General features: G+C 41.2%; 16 protein-coding genes. 8 read left to right on the top strand and 8 right to left on the bottom strand.

The features are described from left to right. Position 1: 1 nt before the first annotated feature. From AAH582_RS02055 to AAH582_RS02035, 5 genes are all read right to left on the bottom strand, one after another. Positions 2–832: a phosphatidate cytidylyltransferase gene (locus AAH582_RS02055; RefSeq protein WP_115047000.1), complete on the bottom strand. Its 831-nt coding sequence runs from the start codon at positions 830–832 to the stop codon at positions 2–4. Continuing rightward, positions 825–1,409, bottom strand: coding sequence for a CDP-alcohol phosphatidyltransferase family protein (locus tag AAH582_RS02050; RefSeq protein ID WP_197084073.1), 585 nt, complete (start codon positions 1,407–1,409; stop codon positions 825–827). The genes AAH582_RS02055 and AAH582_RS02050 overlap by 8 nt, the downstream gene beginning before the upstream one ends. Positions 1,410–1,588: 179 nt before the next feature. Beyond that, the gene (locus tag AAH582_RS02045) at positions 1,589–3,073 is read right to left on the bottom strand and encodes a TPM domain-containing protein (protein ID WP_343321107.1); all 1,485 of its coding nucleotides are present in this window, start codon (positions 3,071–3,073) and stop codon (positions 1,589–1,591) included. A gap of 288 nt (positions 3,074–3,361) precedes the next feature. Continuing rightward, a complete protein-coding gene (locus tag AAH582_RS02040; RefSeq protein WP_046674825.1) occupies positions 3,362–4,684 on the bottom strand; it encodes a gluconate:H+ symporter in 1,323 nt (440 codons plus the stop codon). Positions 4,685–4,700: 16 nt separating this feature from the next. Then, positions 4,701–6,212 carry a gluconokinase gene (locus AAH582_RS02035; protein ID WP_343321106.1) on the bottom strand — a complete coding sequence of 504 codons (1,512 nt, stop codon included), beginning with the start codon at positions 6,210–6,212 and terminating at the stop codon, positions 4,701–4,703. Between the two features lie 11 nt (positions 6,213–6,223). On the opposite strand from AAH582_RS02035, the gene AAH582_RS02030 reads away from it, so the two are divergent. Together AAH582_RS02030 and gndA are read left to right on the top strand one after the other, a co-directional pair. Next, entirely contained in the window at positions 6,224–6,406 is a 183-nt protein-coding gene (locus AAH582_RS02030; protein ID WP_156167683.1) for a hypothetical protein, read from the top strand. Next, positions 6,393–7,808 (top strand): NADP-dependent phosphogluconate dehydrogenase, encoded by a 1,416-nt coding sequence (gndA, locus tag AAH582_RS02025; RefSeq protein ID WP_343321105.1) that lies wholly within the window; start codon positions 6,393–6,395, stop codon positions 7,806–7,808. The genes AAH582_RS02030 and gndA overlap by 14 nt, the downstream gene beginning before the upstream one ends. A gap of 122 nt (positions 7,809–7,930) precedes the next feature. Here gndA and AAH582_RS02020 read toward each other — a convergent pair whose 3' ends face one another. Then, positions 7,931–9,562, bottom strand: coding sequence for an ABC-F family ATP-binding cassette domain-containing protein (locus tag AAH582_RS02020; RefSeq protein WP_046674822.1), 1,632 nt, complete (start codon positions 9,560–9,562; stop codon positions 7,931–7,933). A gap of 84 nt (positions 9,563–9,646) precedes the next feature. Between AAH582_RS02020 and trmD the strand changes: the two genes are divergently transcribed. From trmD to dusB, 6 genes are all read left to right on the top strand, one after another. Then, entirely contained in the window at positions 9,647–10,324 is a 678-nt protein-coding gene (gene trmD, locus AAH582_RS02015; protein WP_343321104.1) for a tRNA (guanosine(37)-N1)-methyltransferase TrmD, read from the top strand. Between the two features lie 257 nt (positions 10,325–10,581). Beyond that, a complete protein-coding gene (locus AAH582_RS02010) occupies positions 10,582–11,985 on the top strand; it encodes an anthranilate synthase component I family protein (RefSeq protein ID WP_343321103.1) in 1,404 nt (467 codons plus the stop codon). Then, complete coding sequence (locus tag AAH582_RS02005; RefSeq protein ID WP_046674819.1) at positions 11,982–12,275, top strand: hypothetical protein; 294 nt, start codon at positions 11,982–11,984, stop codon at positions 12,273–12,275. Before AAH582_RS02010 ends, AAH582_RS02005 begins: the two co-directional genes overlap by 4 nt. Continuing rightward, positions 12,262–12,837, top strand: coding sequence for an anthranilate synthase component II (locus AAH582_RS02000; protein WP_046674818.1), 576 nt, complete (start codon positions 12,262–12,264; stop codon positions 12,835–12,837). Before AAH582_RS02005 ends, AAH582_RS02000 begins: the two co-directional genes overlap by 14 nt. Before the next feature lie 11 nt (positions 12,838–12,848). Next, a complete protein-coding gene (gene trpC, locus AAH582_RS01995) occupies positions 12,849–13,631 on the top strand; it encodes an indole-3-glycerol phosphate synthase TrpC (RefSeq protein WP_343321102.1) in 783 nt (260 codons plus the stop codon). Between the two features lie 185 nt (positions 13,632–13,816). Next, positions 13,817–14,812, top strand: coding sequence for a tRNA dihydrouridine synthase DusB (gene dusB, locus AAH582_RS01990; protein WP_046674816.1), 996 nt, complete (start codon positions 13,817–13,819; stop codon positions 14,810–14,812). A gap of 64 nt (positions 14,813–14,876) precedes the next feature. On the opposite strand, the gene AAH582_RS01985 is transcribed toward dusB, so the two are convergent. Continuing rightward, entirely contained in the window at positions 14,877–16,346 is a 1,470-nt protein-coding gene (locus AAH582_RS01985; RefSeq protein ID WP_343322345.1) for a lipopolysaccharide biosynthesis protein, read from the bottom strand. 45 nt (positions 16,347–16,391) lie between these two features. Next, positions 16,392–16,673, bottom strand: coding sequence for an acylphosphatase (locus tag AAH582_RS01980; protein ID WP_046674815.1), 282 nt, complete (start codon positions 16,671–16,673; stop codon positions 16,392–16,394). Positions 16,674–16,780 lie beyond the last annotated feature (107 nt).

The raw sequence follows: 16,780 nt of genomic DNA, 5'->3' as shown, positions 1-16,780 counted from the left end.
ATTAATTCCCCAACAACAGGATAATCAGAGCATAAAACAGTGGCGCATTGAAGATCAGACTATCGATACGGTCCAATAAGCCACCATGCCCGGGAATCAATGTTCCAGTATCTTTCACTCCTGCCTTCCTTTTCAGATAGGAAAAAAGAACATCTCCCCAGAATCCCAAAATACCGAAGAACAAACCGAACAACGAAAAGTATAGAAAATTCTGAAAAGGCAGTAGGAAATACCCCAATAAATTACTCAGTATAATTGTTAAGCCGATACCGCCCACACATCCAGCAATTGTCTTATTTGGGCTAATACGCGGAACGATTTTACGTTTGCCAAAAAACTTGCCCATCAGGTATTGAAAGACGTCATTCAGTTCCGTTAACACAACAATATATCCGATTAATTTTAGTCCTAGGAACGCGATGCCATCCATTTTAATGGATCGGATAAAAGCTAAATGGCTAAAGGCAAGCAAACAAGCTACGGCGCCAAAAAACAGTCCAAATACAGTTCCCTTCTTAACCTTTAAACCATATTTGAAAAATAAAGCAGTCCCTAAACACATGAAGCTGGCCAACACTAAATATTCTTGATAGGAACAAAAGTACAGAAGCAACGCTTGCAACAATGCCATGGAAAGGAATACAAATGGATTCGCCTTCCATTCAGGGATAAACATACGCGCAAATTCGCACATCCCTTGAAAGGTTATCCAGGCAACAAACAAAGGTGATAATGTTGGTGGGACGAAAGCAACCGCCAGCACCAAGACAATATAACCCCAGCTTCTAACACGAACAGGAACATCTGCAAACTTGCCATTGGCATCAGCCATGCGCCAAAGCCTTTCTCAATCGAGTTACCGAACTCAAAAGTAAGAGTAAGCACAAAACGCCAAAAATATAGCCCGAAATAGCAACGATAGAAATATGCAATAATGCTAAAATTCCATATACGCCCAACAGCAAAGCACGATCACTTTTGCCCATCGGCCCATCGTAACGACGATCATTGGCAATTACCTTCCCTATCAATCCACAAAATTCATTCACAACACTCAAGACAATAAAAGCGACAATTGGATACACGCTTTCCGGATGAAACTTCAACAAAGGAAAAAATAGCACGACATCCGAAACAATATCTCCGACTTCGTTCAAAACCTCTCCGGTCTTGCTGGTCTGATTAAAAAGCCTCGCCATCATACCATCTAAGGCATTCAAGGCCATGCGGAATAACAATCCGATTGGCAGGACCAAAAAGAAAATCGGGAAACGATCAGCATACCAAAAAAACAAAGCAATGATCAACGAGAATACGATCGATCCAATTGTAATTTGATTGGCCGTTATCTTCCTTTGATGCAAAAAGTTCAAGATCGGCATCAGCAACTGCTGAAATTTTGGTTTCAATTTATAAACAGAAATCATATAGCGCTAGCTGTAACTTATTTTTTATTTTTTTTTAAAAAAATTTGCATAGTGTAATAAATACACTATATTTGTGTCATCATAATTTAGGTTTATAATTGGTTATTTAAGGTTTTCATTCTCCCCGTTTGGAAACCTTTTTTTTTGCCCTAAATTACGGATTACCATCTTCCGCCTGCACCACCGCCACCAGAAGATCCGCCACCAAAACTACCACCACCGCCACTACTACTCGATCCTCCGCCAGAGCTACTCGATGTTGAGCGCACTTTAACTGGAGTTGAATGTTCACCATGGGATACCCGATGGCCACAGTTCTTGCATAAGTCAAAGCGTTCTTCCAATCCCTGCGAACTATACGTTGCTGCACGTATCGTCTTGGTACGCCCGGTCTCAAAAGTTCTGTAATGACATGCAGGACAATCACTGAAACCAACATTTTCATCCCAGGGAACCAGCTTTGTTTCATTGGTCGTCTGATCTATCCATATTTCGTACGAACGACTACCGATTTTTTCCTCCAAAAGCTGCCCCTTATCCAGGTATGCACTTTCTCGGGTAGACACATCATCCTTATTCATGCGCAACCAACGTCCAGATTGATCTGGAGGAGCCAATCGAAGTTGATTCTTCCGAATGCGTTTATTCAATCCAATGAGATCAAATAGCGCCAATGGACTAAGCAATAGCGGAACTAAGCCCCAGACACGAAATTTGCGCAAAGCTTTTTGTATATTTTCTTCGTCCTGATAAGAATTGACAATTTGCGTGCGGCTTGCATTATACTTCATCGCCAAGGTGATACTACCAAAAACACCAATAAAATAAGGTAAATTTTTCCACTGATAGACCTCCTCAAAATTATTGAGGGCAAATGCACAGATAAACACCGAGATAAACATTACTATTCCCATACAGCCGCATCCACTGACTAAAGGCGGGAAATATTTACTTTTTTTAGTCAACTTCCCTTTGATCGCTCGGGTCACTTCACCCAACCAGATATAACAGATTGCAAACAAACCTAAAACCAACAGTGAATTTCGCAGGATTGGACTTTTAAAGCTCCAGACCGGTGTTGCCTCTGGCATTAAGCGTTCCAGCTCGGCCTTACTATCCGGTGAGGTAAGGATGGTCTTTATAAATTCTGAAGCCTCCATAACACCGCGGTCGTAATCCTCATTCCGAAAATTGGGTACGAGATACTTTTCGCCAATGCGCTTTAAATAAGCATCGGGCAAAATGCTTTCCATACCATACCCAGTGATAAAACGGTATTCATGTCGGTCTTTAGCAATAAACAACAAAAGCCCATTGTTACTTTCCTTCTTACCGATCCCCCAGGCATTGAATAATTTTAAAGCAAATTCGAAATCACTGTCGCCAACGTAATCATTCACCACAACGATGGCAAATTCACTTTTTGTAGTAGCCTCAATCTGCGTTGATAAACCATCTAATTCCGCCACTGTACCCGAAGATAGAATCCCATCGGGATTGGACACAAAATAATCCTGCCCCTTTATTTTTGGACTGGGCAAATTGTCTACTGTATAAGCAATTGATTGTCCAAAAGACGGTAACCCAGATAGGCAGCTTACCAACAGGATTAAGCAATGTATATGAAATCGGTGTAATCTCCACATAATTTTAGAACAACAAAAATTCGGTTCATTGTCACGATATTAAGAAAAAAAAATCAAACAAAGGTTTCCGTCAAAAAAAAGCCCATAATCAACCGATTATGGGCCTGTATAATTCAATATTCGTTTGAGCTATTACTAAATATCCTTACGATTACTTCATATAATCACTTTGTTGAGCTACCGTGACAGTACACGATCATGTTTATGTTGTTTATAAAGAAGCAATGCTTAGAAAGGTAAGATTATTAACTAAAGATGTATGACAATAGGAAACTTTCCCATTCGCTGTCAATGACCAAGCCAATGTAAAATCAAGACGCCAATCAATCCAACAACAGAAACGAGCGTTTCCATCACCGTCCATGAGCGAAACGTATCCTTCATGCTCACTCCAAAATAAGATTTAAACATCCAAAACCCAGGATCGTTGACGTGTGAGAACATAAGACTACCCGCTCCCGTCGCCAGCACCATTAATTCAGGAGTAACCTTTCCTGCCTGCACAATGGGAAGCATAATGCCTGCTGCCGTGAGCCCAGCAACACTAGCCGAACCGATAACTAGGCGAATGATACCGGCTATTAACCATGCAAGTACAAGAGGCGACAAGCTCAGGTCTGCGGTTAGGTCAGCGATGTAATTCGCTACACCACTGTCTACCAAAATTTGCTTAAAGGCGCCTGATGCTGCAATGATAAAAAGGATCATCATTATCCCGCGGATCGCTTCTTCCACACTTTCTGACTGCTCCCGCAAACTTTTGCCTTGGCGGATACCCATTGTGTACATCGCCATTAGCGATGCAATCATTAAAGCCACCACCGGGTCACCCAAGAAACGCAGTGCCTTCTGCCAAGAGGAGCCTTCTGGAAATATTAGATGGGAAAATGAACCAAAAGCAATTAAAATTATTGGAAAAAGCCCCGTAAATATACTAATTGCAAACCCGGGAAGCTCCTTCCTATCCGCTTGATTGTGTTCCGGAAAAAACTCGGTCGGTGGGTTGGTCGGAATATCCTTAAGCATCCTGCCAAAGAGCGGCCCACCGATAATGATGGCAGGAATTGCCACAACAATACCATAGGCCATTGTTAAACCGATATCCGCTTTGTAGGTAAGCGCTATGGCCGTAGCTCCCGGATGCGGTGGCAAATAACCGTGTGTCACGGACAGCGCTGCCAGCAACGGAATGGCTACGTAAAGCAAGGGCATCTTATTGGAAACACATACCATGAAAACGAATGGTACTAAGACGATAAAACCGACATTGTAAAATAAGGGAATTCCTACTAAAAAGCCCGTGAGAACCATTGCCCAAGGTAAGTTCTTTTTGCCAAATACAGCCGTTAGTACCGTTGTAATCTTTTCTGCAGCACCACCCTCCGCCATCAATTTTCCCAATAGAGACCCGAAAGCCAACAATAGTGCCAACTGGCCCATAGTGGTACTCACTCCGGTTTCAACAGATTTAAGGATGTCGACGGCACTCATATTCATAGCAAAACCGACCGCAACAGAGGTTATCAGTAATGAAAAGATCGTGTTTAACCTGACAACGGTAACTAAAAGAAGTAGTAAAGCTACTCCCAAAATAACGATGATTAGAGGCATGATAATTTATATTTAGTTAAAACTCACCTTCCAATATATGGTATAGGCGTTCAAATTTCCTGAAGTTCTTCATATAGACAGCGTGATTCTCCGCACTCGGTTTATAATCGTGCTCGGTATCGTGCTCTGCTTCCGCTTGTTTGTTTTTTATAGTAGGCTCACCTCCCTGAATACCCAAGGCTTCCAAGCCTATCAATGCTGCTCCCCATGCAGAGCTTTCTACTGTATTTTTGGTGAATACAGGTTTATTGAAAATGTCTGCAAGCATCTGCACCAACAACGATGAACGCGCCAAGCCGCCGCTTGCAAAGATCGTATGAATGGGACCGGTGTTCTCCTCTAATGCGATTCCCACACTGTAAATTGCAAACAACATCCCTTCCATCATGGCACGTGCAAAGTGAGCCCTACCATGATGCAACTGTATTCCAAAATAAACGCCTTTAGCATTGGAATTCCAATGTGGTGCCCGTTCACCAGTTAGATAGGGCAAGAATATCAAGCCTTCTGCCCCCGGAACGACAGAGTCGATCAAAGCATTTAACGACGCCGAAGGATCTCCATCTGCTTCCATTTGGGTATATTCGCTCAAAAAGTTGTCCCGAAACCAGTTGCGTAATACACCGCCATTGTTAACCGCACCACCAATTATATATTCATTTGGTCTCAGTAGGTAGGTAAATAGTCTTTGTTTTTTTTCATGATTTGCCTGCGCGCTTGCTACGCGAATAGCTCCACTGGTACCGACCGTTACCGAAGCCACTCCAGGACTTATAGCTCCTACTCCGAGATTAGCCAAACAACCATCGCTACCACCTATAACAAAAGGGGTATCTTCGGGGATGTGCATCAAGGCCGCAATTTCTCGGCGAGGCATATTTAAAATATAATCGACCGGAACTGGCGATGCTAGCTGTTCTTCCGATATGCCCGCCAAGCTTAACGCCTGATCAGACCATCTTAGGTGATGTATGTCGAAAAGCCCTGTTGCAGATGCAATGGAATGATCAACCACATACACGCCAAAGAGCCGGTAAAAAAGAAATTCTTTGATACCGATAAACTTGTGTGACTGAGCAAATAATTTTTGATCATTGGACTTTATCCACATTAATTTGCAAAGCAAAGACATGGGATGTATTGGTGTACCCGTCTGCTGATAAAGCAACCTTCCCGCCTCACTTGCCTCCAAAGCTACCGCAATATGCTCGCTTCTGCGATCTGCCCATATAATGCAATTGCTAAGTGGCTGTCCCATCGAGTCAACAGCGATCAGCCCGTGCATAGCACTGCTCACCGAAATACATACAGGTTTCGGCATCTCCCCACTAGATTGCTTTAAGCTAATCATGACATGCATAATAGAATCAATACATGCACCATAAACAATCTCCGGATCTTGCTCATACCAGCCTTCCGCCGGGTTTATTATAGGATAAGGTATACTATGCTGCGACAAGATGTTACCTGCGTAGTCAAATGCAACAGCTTTCGCAGATGATGTCCCAATGTCTAATCCAATGATCATAAATAAAATTGATGTTTAGGAGAGCTCAATATACGGATTATCTGTTGGTTTACAACAAAAGGCTCAATACCAGCGAAGTAATTGAAGCGAAGAAAGTACCGCACACCAATCTGCTGATAATTGTCTTTCATAGTATCAACAAAAATGGTAAATTTCAACTTAGAAAAACGGTATTAAACGATGAGTATAGATAAAAAGAATAATTACGATTTTGGAATAGTTGGACTCGGCGTAATGGGACGTAATTTATTGCTGAACATGGCCGACAACGGTTTCGCGGTAGCAGGGCTAGACCTTGATCCACAGAAAGCGAAGTCATTGGAAGCTGAAGCAGGCGAAGGACATCGCATCAAAGCGACAACCCAGGTAGAAGAGTTTATAGGGGCTTTGCAACAACCCCGAGCAATCATGCTATTGGTGCCGGCCGGAAAGCCGGTTGATATGGCGATTGCCAGTCTTGTTCCGCTTTTGGATAAAGGAGATATACTCATCGACGGCGGAAACACGTACTTCGCGGATACGGACAGAAGATTTAATGAGCTTTCCGGGATGGGTATACATTTCTTCGGAATGGGCATATCGGGAGGAGAAAGTGGGGCTCGTCGTGGGCCAAGCTTGATGCCCGGTGGCGACCGAAAGGCATATGAAAGACTAAGGCCAATATTTGAGGCGGTTTCGGCCAAGGTAATGGGCGAGCCCTGTGTGGAATTTTTAGGCAACGGGTCGGCCGGAAATTATGTAAAGATGGTGCATAACGGTATCGAATACGGTATCATGCAGTTAATTGCAGAGACCTATGACCTGATGAAAAGATTATATGGTTTTGACACCCAAACCATACAGCAGACTTTCGAAGAATGGAACAAGGGCGAACTAAACTCGTTCTTGATTGAGATTACCGCTCAGATTCTGAAGAAGAAAGAAGGTGACCAGTATTTGGTGGACCTGATTTCAGATTGGGCAAGATCAAAAGGAACGGGTAAATGGACTTCGCAAAATGCGATGGATCTACAGGTGCCAGTGCCGGTGATTGATGCAGCGGTCAATATGCGCGATATGTCCAAATATAAACCCGAACGTTTGGAGGCAGCAAAATTACTTAAATGGGATGGACAAGCGGTTGATCTCCCAGCAGCAACGCTCATTTCTCGCTTAAAAAATGCGTTGTACTTTGTGATCATCACGACCTATGCGCAAGGTTTGGCACAGCTTACTGTTGCATCGGAAAGCTATAGCTATGAGTTAGACTTACAGGTGGTAACCAAAGTTTGGCGCGGCGGCTGCATTATCCGCGCGGCTTTGCTCGAGGATTTTAGAAAAGCCTATGCAGCTAATCCGGACTTGCGCAATATCCTACTCGATAGCAACATTGCGCAAAAGCTGCTGAGCACGCAGGCCAGCCTTCGCGAGGTATTGAAAGATGCTATCGCAAGCGGGATACCCGTATCCGGATACGTAAACGCACTCTCTTATTTTGATGCCTATCGATCGGAAAAATTACCGACAAATATTATACAGGCACAACGGGACTATTTTGGTGCACATACCTATGAACGCATTGATCGGGAAGGCATCTTTCACACACTTTGGGATTAAGGCAAAAAAGCTTGAAGACTCGATTAATATTCCTTTAAAATACAAAAAAGCGGCTTTTTTATATAAAAGCCGCTTTTTATAACTGAGCCCCTATCGGGTTTTACACGACGTTTATCTAGATGCTAACGTTCAATATCTTTCAAGCTACTCATCTTCTTGTATTCCAAGAAACCTTTAATATCTTCAAAATGCTCCCGTACACGTTTATTTCCGAATTCAAAGACTTTCTCGGCCAAACCATCCAAAAAGTCACGGTCGTGCGAAACAAGGATCAATGTACCATCGAAATCTTTTAAAGCATCTTTGATAATGTCCTTTGTCTTCATATCCAAATGGTTTGTCGGCTCATCGAGAATCAATACATTGACCGGTTCCAACAACAATTTTATCATCGCCAAACGCGTTCTCTCTCCTCCAGATAATACTTTCACCTTTTTAGTTGTATCATCGCCGCTAAACATGAAAGCCCCCAAAAGATCTTTCATCTTAACACGGACGTCGCCTACTGCAATTTGATCAATGGTATCAAAAACAGTCATTTCACCATCAAGTAAGGCTGCCTGATTCTGTGCGAAATAGCCAATTTTTGCATTGTGCCCAACTTTTAACGTACCTTCGAAATCAATCTCACCCATAATTGCTTTGATCATGGTCGATTTACCCTCACCGTTCTTCCCGACAAAAGCAACCTTTTCACCACGTTCGATAACCATATTTGCTTTTTGAAACACAACATGTTCATCATAAGCTTTGGTTAGATCCTCAACAATAACAGGATATTGACCCGAACGCGGGGATGGTGGGAATTTGAGACGCAATGCGGAGGTATCCACTTCATCAATCTCGATAATTTCCAGTTTCTCCAACATCTTTACACGTGATTGTACCTGCAATGTTTTAGAATAAGTACCTCTGAAACGATCAATAAACTCCTGATTGTCCGCAATAAAGCGTTGTTGTTCTTCATACGCTTTTAGCTGATGCTGGCGACGTTCCTGACGTAATTCCAGGTAATGACTGTACTTGGCACGATAATCATAAATCCGACCCATCGTCACCTCAATGGTCCGATTGGTGATATTGTCGACAAATGCCCTATCGTGCGAAATAACGATAACTGCTTTAGCCGAATTGACCAAGAAATCTTCCAACCATTGAATACTCTCGATATCCATGTGGTTAGTAGGTTCATCCAATAGAATCAAATCCGGCTTCTTCAACAATATTTTAGCTAATTCGATACGCATCCGCCAACCACCGGAAAACTCAGAAGTCTGTCTTGTAAAATCAGAACGCTCAAAACCGAGCCCCTTCAGGACCTTCTCAACTTCTGCATCATAATTAACTTCCTCAATCGAATAGAACTTTTCGCTTAATTCGGATACACGTTCGATCAATTGCATATAATCATCAGACTCATAGTCTGTACGGATATTTAATTGCTCATTCAGGTTTTCCAACTCATCACGCATACCATAGACTTCTTCGAAAGCCTTTGACGTTTCCTCAAAAACAGTCACGTTATCCTCTGTCAACAAATGTTGCGGTAAATAGGCTATAATGGCATCCTTCGGCCCTGCAACATTCCCTGTAGTAGGTTTACCCACTCCAGCGATAATTTTCAGTAAGGTGGATTTACCGGCACCATTTTTACCCATTAATGCGATCTTATCATTCTCATTGATGGAGAAGGATACATCGGAAAAAAGAGTTGTTCCCCCAAAGGAAACAGAAATATTATTTACGTCAATCACTGTATATACACTTAATTTTGGCACAAAGATAAGCGAATCAATCTTATAAATAGACAATGGTGCATTTTTGTGTATCTTTGCCCCATGCGTTTTGATATTATTACGGTCTTACCTGACCTCTTGGAAAGTCCATTTGCACACTCTATTTTGCAACGAGCAAAGAACAAAGGCTTGGCTGAAATATATGTTCACAATTTAAGGGACTATTCAACAAATAAACACAAAAGTGTCGATGATTATCCGTACGGGGGCGGATCGGGTATGGTCCTTCAAATAGAACCCTTTGCCAAGTGTATTGAGCAACTGCAATCTGAACGGAAATATGATGAGATCATTTATATGACTCCCGACGGTGAAACATTCAATCAGGATATTGCGAACGGATTATCGACAAAAGGAAATATGATGATTCTCTGTGGGCATTATAAGGGAATAGATCAACGTATCCGCGATATTTATGTAACAAAAGAGATTTCAGTTGGTGATTATGTATTATCCGGAGGTGAACTTCCCGCTGCAATTGTTACAGATGCTGTTATTCGCCTGATACCCGGAGTTTTGTCGGATGAAACATCCGCGCTTTCAGATTCTTTTCAGGATGGATTACTTGATGCGCCTATCTATACACGCCCTGCAGACTGGAAAGGCCACAAAGTACCTGATATTCTCCTTAGCGGTCATGAGGCAAAAATCGCTGCATGGAAAGATGAACAACAGTTAAAAAGAACACAAGAAAGACGTCCTGATTTATTAAATGATTAAGAAATAAGGTGAATTTTTGTTTTTTTGTCACAAAAAGTTTGCTTATTTATTTTTTTTTATAAATTTGTGTAATAATGACACGAAGATATACAAATACAAATTGGTGGTGGCCTGAAGCAATAAGCATCGGGAACTAATTGGTATTGTCATAATATTTCATAATCAACCAAAACCATTTATGGAAATTCCAACCCCGATGCTGACCAGTATCGGGGTTTTTTTATACATAATTTACAACAAGAAGATAAGACACAAAAATGAAGTATACATTCAAAACACAAACCAGAAAGTTGCTTGCGGATACAACTACCCCCGTGAGCATCTATCTTCGCCTAAGAGATATCTTTCCAAACTCCTTGTTATTGGAAAGCTCCGACTACCATAGTCGAGACAACAACATCAGCTACATCTGTTGTCAACCAATCGCCGGAATACAGCTCGATGAGAAAGAGCTGACGCTCACTTATCCCGGCAGAGAACGTATCGTAAAAAGTGCGCACAAAATCGAATTACGTCAAGAAGTTTCCGATTTTAGAAATTCCTTCGAAGATCATACAATTGCTGAACTTAACTTGATCTCCAATGGCCTATTTGGTTACTTCACCTTCGATTGTATTGAACACTTTGAGGACATCAAACTCACAACAACGGTAGATCCAGCGCGTAAAATACCGTTTATGCAATATCATGTTTATAAATATGTGATTGCCATCGACCACTTCCGCAACCAACTCTATATTTTTGAACATCTGCTGGATGACGAAGAATCAGAACTTGAAAGAATGCAGTTCCTTATTCAGAACAAAAATTTTCCTGAATATACCTTCAAACTAGCTGGTGAGGAAAGCTCCAATCGTACCGATGAAGAACACCGTCAGCTGGTCAAGAAGATGAAAGAACATATCCAACGCGGCGATGTATTCCAGATTGTTCCATCCAGAGGCTTTAAGACACCGTTCTCTGGTGATGAATTCAATGTCTATCGTGCGCTCCGCTCCATCAACCCCTCGCCTTACCTTTTCTATTTTGACTACGGTGACTTCAAACTTTTCGGATCATCGCCTGAAGCTCAATTGCGTATTCACGGAAAACAAGCGACGATTTTCCCTATTGCAGGAACATTTAAACGAACAGGCAACATGGCGGAAGATCAAAAAATAGCCACCAAACTCAAAGAAGACCCAAAAGAGACTTCAGAACACGTCATGCTCGTCGATCTTGCCCGCAATGACTTAAGCAGACATTGTACTCAAGTCAAAGTTGAGTCCTACATGGAGCCACAATATTACTCCCATATTATCCACTTGGTCTCCAAAGTAACGGGCACATTAAAAGATAATATCAATCCATTTGACATCGTAGGCGATACGTATCCAGCGGGCACACTTTCAGGTGCTCCAAAACATATGGCTTTGACATTGATTGATCGTTATGAAGGATTACAACGCTCATTTTATTCGGGTGCAATTGGGTTCATGGGTTTTAACGGCGACTTTAATCATGCCATTATGATTCGTTCCTTCTTAAGTAAGCAAAACACCTTACATTATCAGGCCGGCGGTGGTATTGTACTAGATTCAGATCCTGAAATGGAGCTACAAGAAGTAAATAACAAAATTGCCGCGCTACGAAAAGCATTACAATTAGCAGAAACATTATGATCAGACCATTGGAATACTGTGTCAACAAGCAACATATCCATGATTCGGTAGAAACCATTGATAACCGCATCGTTGAGCTATTGGCGTTACGAAAAACCTATATTAACAAAGGCAAGTCCTTCAAGGATGCGCAAAACGAAGAGCAGCATATTATTCGGAACCTGGGTATTAATTATGGAGTACTGGCAAAAAGATTTAATTTGCCAACCGAATTTATTCAATCGATATTCCAGGAAATTGAAAATTACATTAATCAAGATTTTATAGCAAAAGGTTATGAGCAACAATAAAATAGTCGTTATAGACAACTACGATTCGTTCACCTACAACTTGGTCCATTTGTTACAGGAATTAGATCAAGAGTACGTTGTATGGAGAAATGATAAATTTAAGCTGGAAGATATTGATGCTTTCGATAAAATACTTCTTTCGCCCGGCCCAGGTATTCCAGAAGAAGCTGGATTATTGCTTGATGTTATCCGTACCTACGCTCCACATAAAAGTATATTGGGCATTTGTTTGGGTCAACAGGCGATCGCAGAGGTTTTTGGTGGTACTCTGTTCAATATGGAAAAACCTTTGCATGGCGTAGCAACAAATATTACCGTTGTGGATGAGTCAGAAAAATTGTTTCAGGACTTCCCAAAAGATTCCAAAATAGGACGCTATCATTCTTGGGCCGTAAACAAAGACACCTTACCGGCAAGCCTCAAAGTAACGGCGATCGACGAGAATGGCATCATTATGGCCTTAACCCATACTGAATACGATGTAAGGGGAATGCAGTTCCACCCAGAGTCGGTATTGACCACAAATGGTAAGAAATTAATTGAAAACTGGTTGGGAATCTAACATCTAAAAAAATGACTATACTTGATAAAATCATTGAACGAAAAAAAATAGAAGTAGAACAAGCAAAAGCTTTAATTCCTTTGGAGGAATTATTAAACTATCCCTATTTCAGTGTAGCTTGTCTATCGTTGAGAGAATCTATTCTTGACCCTGAAAAAACAGGAATTATAGCTGAATACAAAAGAGCGTCGCCATCAAAAGGAGACATCAATAGCACTTCAGCAGTGGAAGATGTCGTAAAGGCCTACGAGGAGGCAGGTGCTTCAGCGGTGTCTGTTCTTACGGATGGGGAATTTTTCAAAGGCAATTTAGAAGATCTATCGAAAGCACGTGAGGCTATTAGCATTCCTATCTTAAGAAAAGAATTCATCGTAGATAAGTATCAGATCGCCGAAGCAAAAGCGTATGGCGCAGACATCATCCTTTTAATTGCAGCATGTCTGAAAAAGGAGGAAGTTCAGGAATTTGCAGCCTATGCGCATCAATTGGGTTTAAATGTCTTACTTGAGGTGCACAACGAACAGGAGCTATTAGATAATCTTTTCGATGACATTGACGCAATTGGTGTCAATAATAGAAATCTGAAAGATTTTTCAGTCGACATCCAGCATTCTTACGATCTCCTAGACAAAATACCAACAGAATATATTAAAGTATCTGAGAGCGGTATAGCTGACCCCTCGACAATTAAAGCCTTAAAAAAAGCAGGATTCCAGGGATTTTTAATTGGCGAAAATTTCATGAAGACAGGTGATCCCGGACAAGCTATCAAAGACTTTGTAAGAGAAATATAGGGAAATCGAACTCTGACAGCAGAAGGGCGGTACGTTCATTTAATTATCGATTTGGCAGGGCTGGCGATTCAAGCCGTCAACGTTCAACAGGGTCTGAAGAGAGCAAAAATAGGCTTTAAACTCGTGACAGTGAGTTAACTTTATACTAATGCCAAATTTTGTACCTTTGTAAAAAATTATCGAAGATGTCGGTCAAGATTGGTGAAAATATTGATTTGGGTAAATTCCCTTTGTTATTAGCTCCGATGGAGGATGTAAGTGATCCTCCGTTTCGCTATGTGTGCAAACAGAATGGTGTTGATTTAATGTATACTGAATTTATTTCTTCGGAAGGGTTAATTCGGGATGCTGCAAAGTCAATTCAAAAATTGGATATTTTTGAGTATGAACGTCCTATTGGCATCCAGATCTTCGGTGGAGATATTGAAAGTATGCGTCAGTCTGCTGAAATCTGCACAAAAGCAGGGCCTAATTTAATCGACATCAATTACGGCTGCCCTGTTAAAAAAGTAGTCTGTAAAGGAGCTGGTTCATCCCTGCTACAGGACATCGATAAAATGGTTGCAATGACCAAAGCTGTCGTTGAGGCTACGGATTTACCCGTAACGGTGAAAACACGTCTTGGCTGGGATGACAACACAAAAAATGTATACGAAGTTGCTGAAAGACTACAAGATGTAGGAATCAAAGCACTGGCTATTCATGGACGTACGCGCGCACAATTGTATAAGGGTCAGGCGGACTGGTCCATGATTCGGGATATCAAACGTAATCCGCGTATCAAAATCCCAATTTTTGGCAATGGCGATGTGGACTCTGTCGAAAAAGCTGCAGCATGGCGCCAGGAGTTTGAAGTGGATGGCATTATGATTGGCCGTGCAGCAATCGGATATCCCTGGATTTTTAGAGAAATCAAACATTTTTTCAATACCGGTGAACGTTTAGAAGGACCTACCATTGCCGAACGTGTCGAGGTTTGCCGAACACATCTCAACAAATCCATTGAATGGAAAGGTGACAAATTGGGTATTTTTGAAATGCGTAGGCATTATGCGAATTACTTCAAAGGAATCCCCAACTTTAAAGAACACCGCATGAAATTAGTCAGCTTACAAAGCCAGGCAGAGATTCTTGAGGTACTTCATGAAATTGAACACAATTTCTCAGCAGAAATGGTATAATCCTGAAGTCTGCGATTTATAAAGAAAAAGGTCGTCCTAAGTTGACTTAGGACGACCTTTTTTATTATGCATCTTTCTTGAGGAATCGCTTGAGCTGATTTCGTTCCATCAAAAATATACCTCCAATGTAAGCAACTAAAAGCCCATTGCCAATAAAGACATTATGATGAAACACAAAGTAGGAAAGGTAGGAGAAACATATTCCCGCAAATATATATATCAGGATCTTTCCCAATTTATAAGGTATAGGATAATGTTTTTGCCCCCATACATAAGATAGCACAACCATAGCAAAGTAGGCTAAAAATGTGACTATTGATGCTCCCACATAGCTGTATCTCGGAATCAGATAATAATTTGCCACGATGGTTATTCCCGCGCCTACCAATGAAATATACAAAGCGTACCGCGTTTGATCAGAAAGCTTATACCATACCGAAAGATTCATATAGATGCCCAGCAGCACATAATTGAACAGCAACAAAGGAACAATGAATAATCCAGACCAATATAAGTCACGTGTTTCCACATTTCCTTTAATAAAATACTTCAGCCAGTCAATATTCGCTGTAATCCCCAACATGACTAACATCATGGCAATGACGAAATATTCCATAATTAACGCATAGGTCTTTTTCGCATTTGCATTTTTTGCATAAGAAAAGAAAAATGGTTCTGCCCCCAATCGAAAAGCCTGAACAAAAATGCTCAGAAACATCGCCAATTTTCCAACGGCTCCATAGATCCCCAAATCGCGATCACCAATATCCTTAGGCAGGTAGATTGGCAATACAATTTTATCTAAATTTTCGTTGATGATATAAGAAATATTGGCTATTAAAATCGGAAAGCTATAGGATAGCATCTTTAAGATTAGCTGCTTTTCGGGTTTAAAATAAAACCCTTTCATTTCAGGCAGAAGCAACAGAAAGGTCGCCGCACTTGCTACAATGTTGGAAATAAATACATAACCTATCCATTCATTTCTATACCAGCCGGAACACCAAGTGCCCAAAGCACCACCATCTTTTATCAAATAGGGAACTAGCGCAATAAAGAATAGGTTAAGAATAACCATAATACCGATGTTGGCCAATTTAATAGCACCAAATCGAATAGGCCTTCCCTCCGATCTCAATTTCGCAAAAGGAACAATAGCTAAAGCATCCAATGCCAATATGAGGGCAAAATACTTCACATAGCTCTCGTAATCGGCATTATAGGTTCCCTTATTCAACCAGCTACCAAAAGTACCCGCAAAGACAAAGGCCGTTATAAAAAATAATATTGCCAGAGTAGCAATGACGATAAAACTATTATTGAAAACCTGCTTCTTATCCTTTTCTTCGACTTTTTGGAGAAACCTAAAAAAAGTCGTTTCCATACCAAATGCCAAAACGGCATTGATCATGGACGCCCAAGCGTACATATTGGTAAATATTCCGTAGGAAGCAGGTGGATATTTGAGGACATACAATGGCGTCATGACGAAATACAGCATACGTGCTATAATCGTACTCAGACCATAAATCATGGTCTGTCCAGCGAATTTTTTGAGTACTGACAAGGCGAAAAGGACTTAAGATTGAACTCTTTTAACTACTTCAAAATTGGAAAAGCCCTTCATTTCGCCTTCCTTTACCTCAACACTTTCAACAATTGCTCCCTCGGGCCCTTCTTGGCAGAACTCCAACAATGAATCCAGTGCAAAATCATCGCCCTCGCCCTCGATATAAACAGAACCATCTTTTAAATTGACAACAAAGCCCCTAACACCGACCTGATCCGCAACCGCCTTGGTTGTCAATCTAAAAAAGACTCCTTGTACTTTACCTCTTATTGAAATATTCAAATGTTTCATCCGTAACTTATTTTTTCTTCCATCGGTCAGATGGAACTTACCATGACTATAGTTTCGTTATTACAGCCATGGACGATTCAATAAGAGCAAAAGTACAGAAGTTTTAG

It is taken from the genome of Sphingobacterium multivorum (assembly GCF_039511225.1).
GTDB lineage: Bacteria > Bacteroidota > Bacteroidia > Sphingobacteriales > Sphingobacteriaceae > Sphingobacterium.
The sequence above is the reverse complement of the archived record's forward strand: the minus strand, read 5'-3'. Positions and strand labels throughout refer to the sequence as shown.

Coding starts and splice junctions, on each gene's coding strand:
- AAH582_RS02055 (WP_115047000.1), bottom strand. CDS start 832: ATGGCTGATGCCAATGGCAAGTTTGCAGATGTTCCTGTTCGTGTTAGA.
- AAH582_RS02045 (WP_343321107.1), bottom strand. CDS start 3,073: ATGTGGAGATTACACCGATTTCATATACATTGCTTAATCCTGTTGGTA.
- AAH582_RS02040 (WP_046674825.1), bottom strand. CDS start 4,684: ATGCCTCTAATCATCGTTATTTTGGGAGTAGCTTTACTACTTCTTTTA.
- AAH582_RS02035 (WP_343321106.1), bottom strand. CDS start 6,212: ATGATCATTGGATTAGACATTGGGACATCATCTGCGAAAGCTGTTGCA.
- AAH582_RS02030 (WP_156167683.1), top strand. CDS start 6,224: ATGTTTAGGAGAGCTCAATATACGGATTATCTGTTGGTTTACAACAAA.
- gndA (WP_343321105.1), top strand. CDS start 6,393: ATGAGTATAGATAAAAAGAATAATTACGATTTTGGAATAGTTGGACTC.
- trmD (WP_343321104.1), top strand. CDS start 9,647: ATGCGTTTTGATATTATTACGGTCTTACCTGACCTCTTGGAAAGTCCA.
- AAH582_RS02010 (WP_343321103.1), top strand. CDS start 10,582: ATGAAGTATACATTCAAAACACAAACCAGAAAGTTGCTTGCGGATACA.
- AAH582_RS02005 (WP_046674819.1), top strand. CDS start 11,982: ATGATCAGACCATTGGAATACTGTGTCAACAAGCAACATATCCATGAT.
- AAH582_RS02000 (WP_046674818.1), top strand. CDS start 12,262: ATGAGCAACAATAAAATAGTCGTTATAGACAACTACGATTCGTTCACC.
- trpC (WP_343321102.1), top strand. CDS start 12,849: ATGACTATACTTGATAAAATCATTGAACGAAAAAAAATAGAAGTAGAA.
- dusB (WP_046674816.1), top strand. CDS start 13,817: ATGTCGGTCAAGATTGGTGAAAATATTGATTTGGGTAAATTCCCTTTG.
- AAH582_RS01985 (WP_343322345.1), bottom strand. CDS start 16,346: ATGATTTATGGTCTGAGTACGATTATAGCACGTATGCTGTATTTCGTC.
- AAH582_RS01980 (WP_046674815.1), bottom strand. CDS start 16,673: ATGAAACATTTGAATATTTCAATAAGAGGTAAAGTACAAGGAGTCTTT.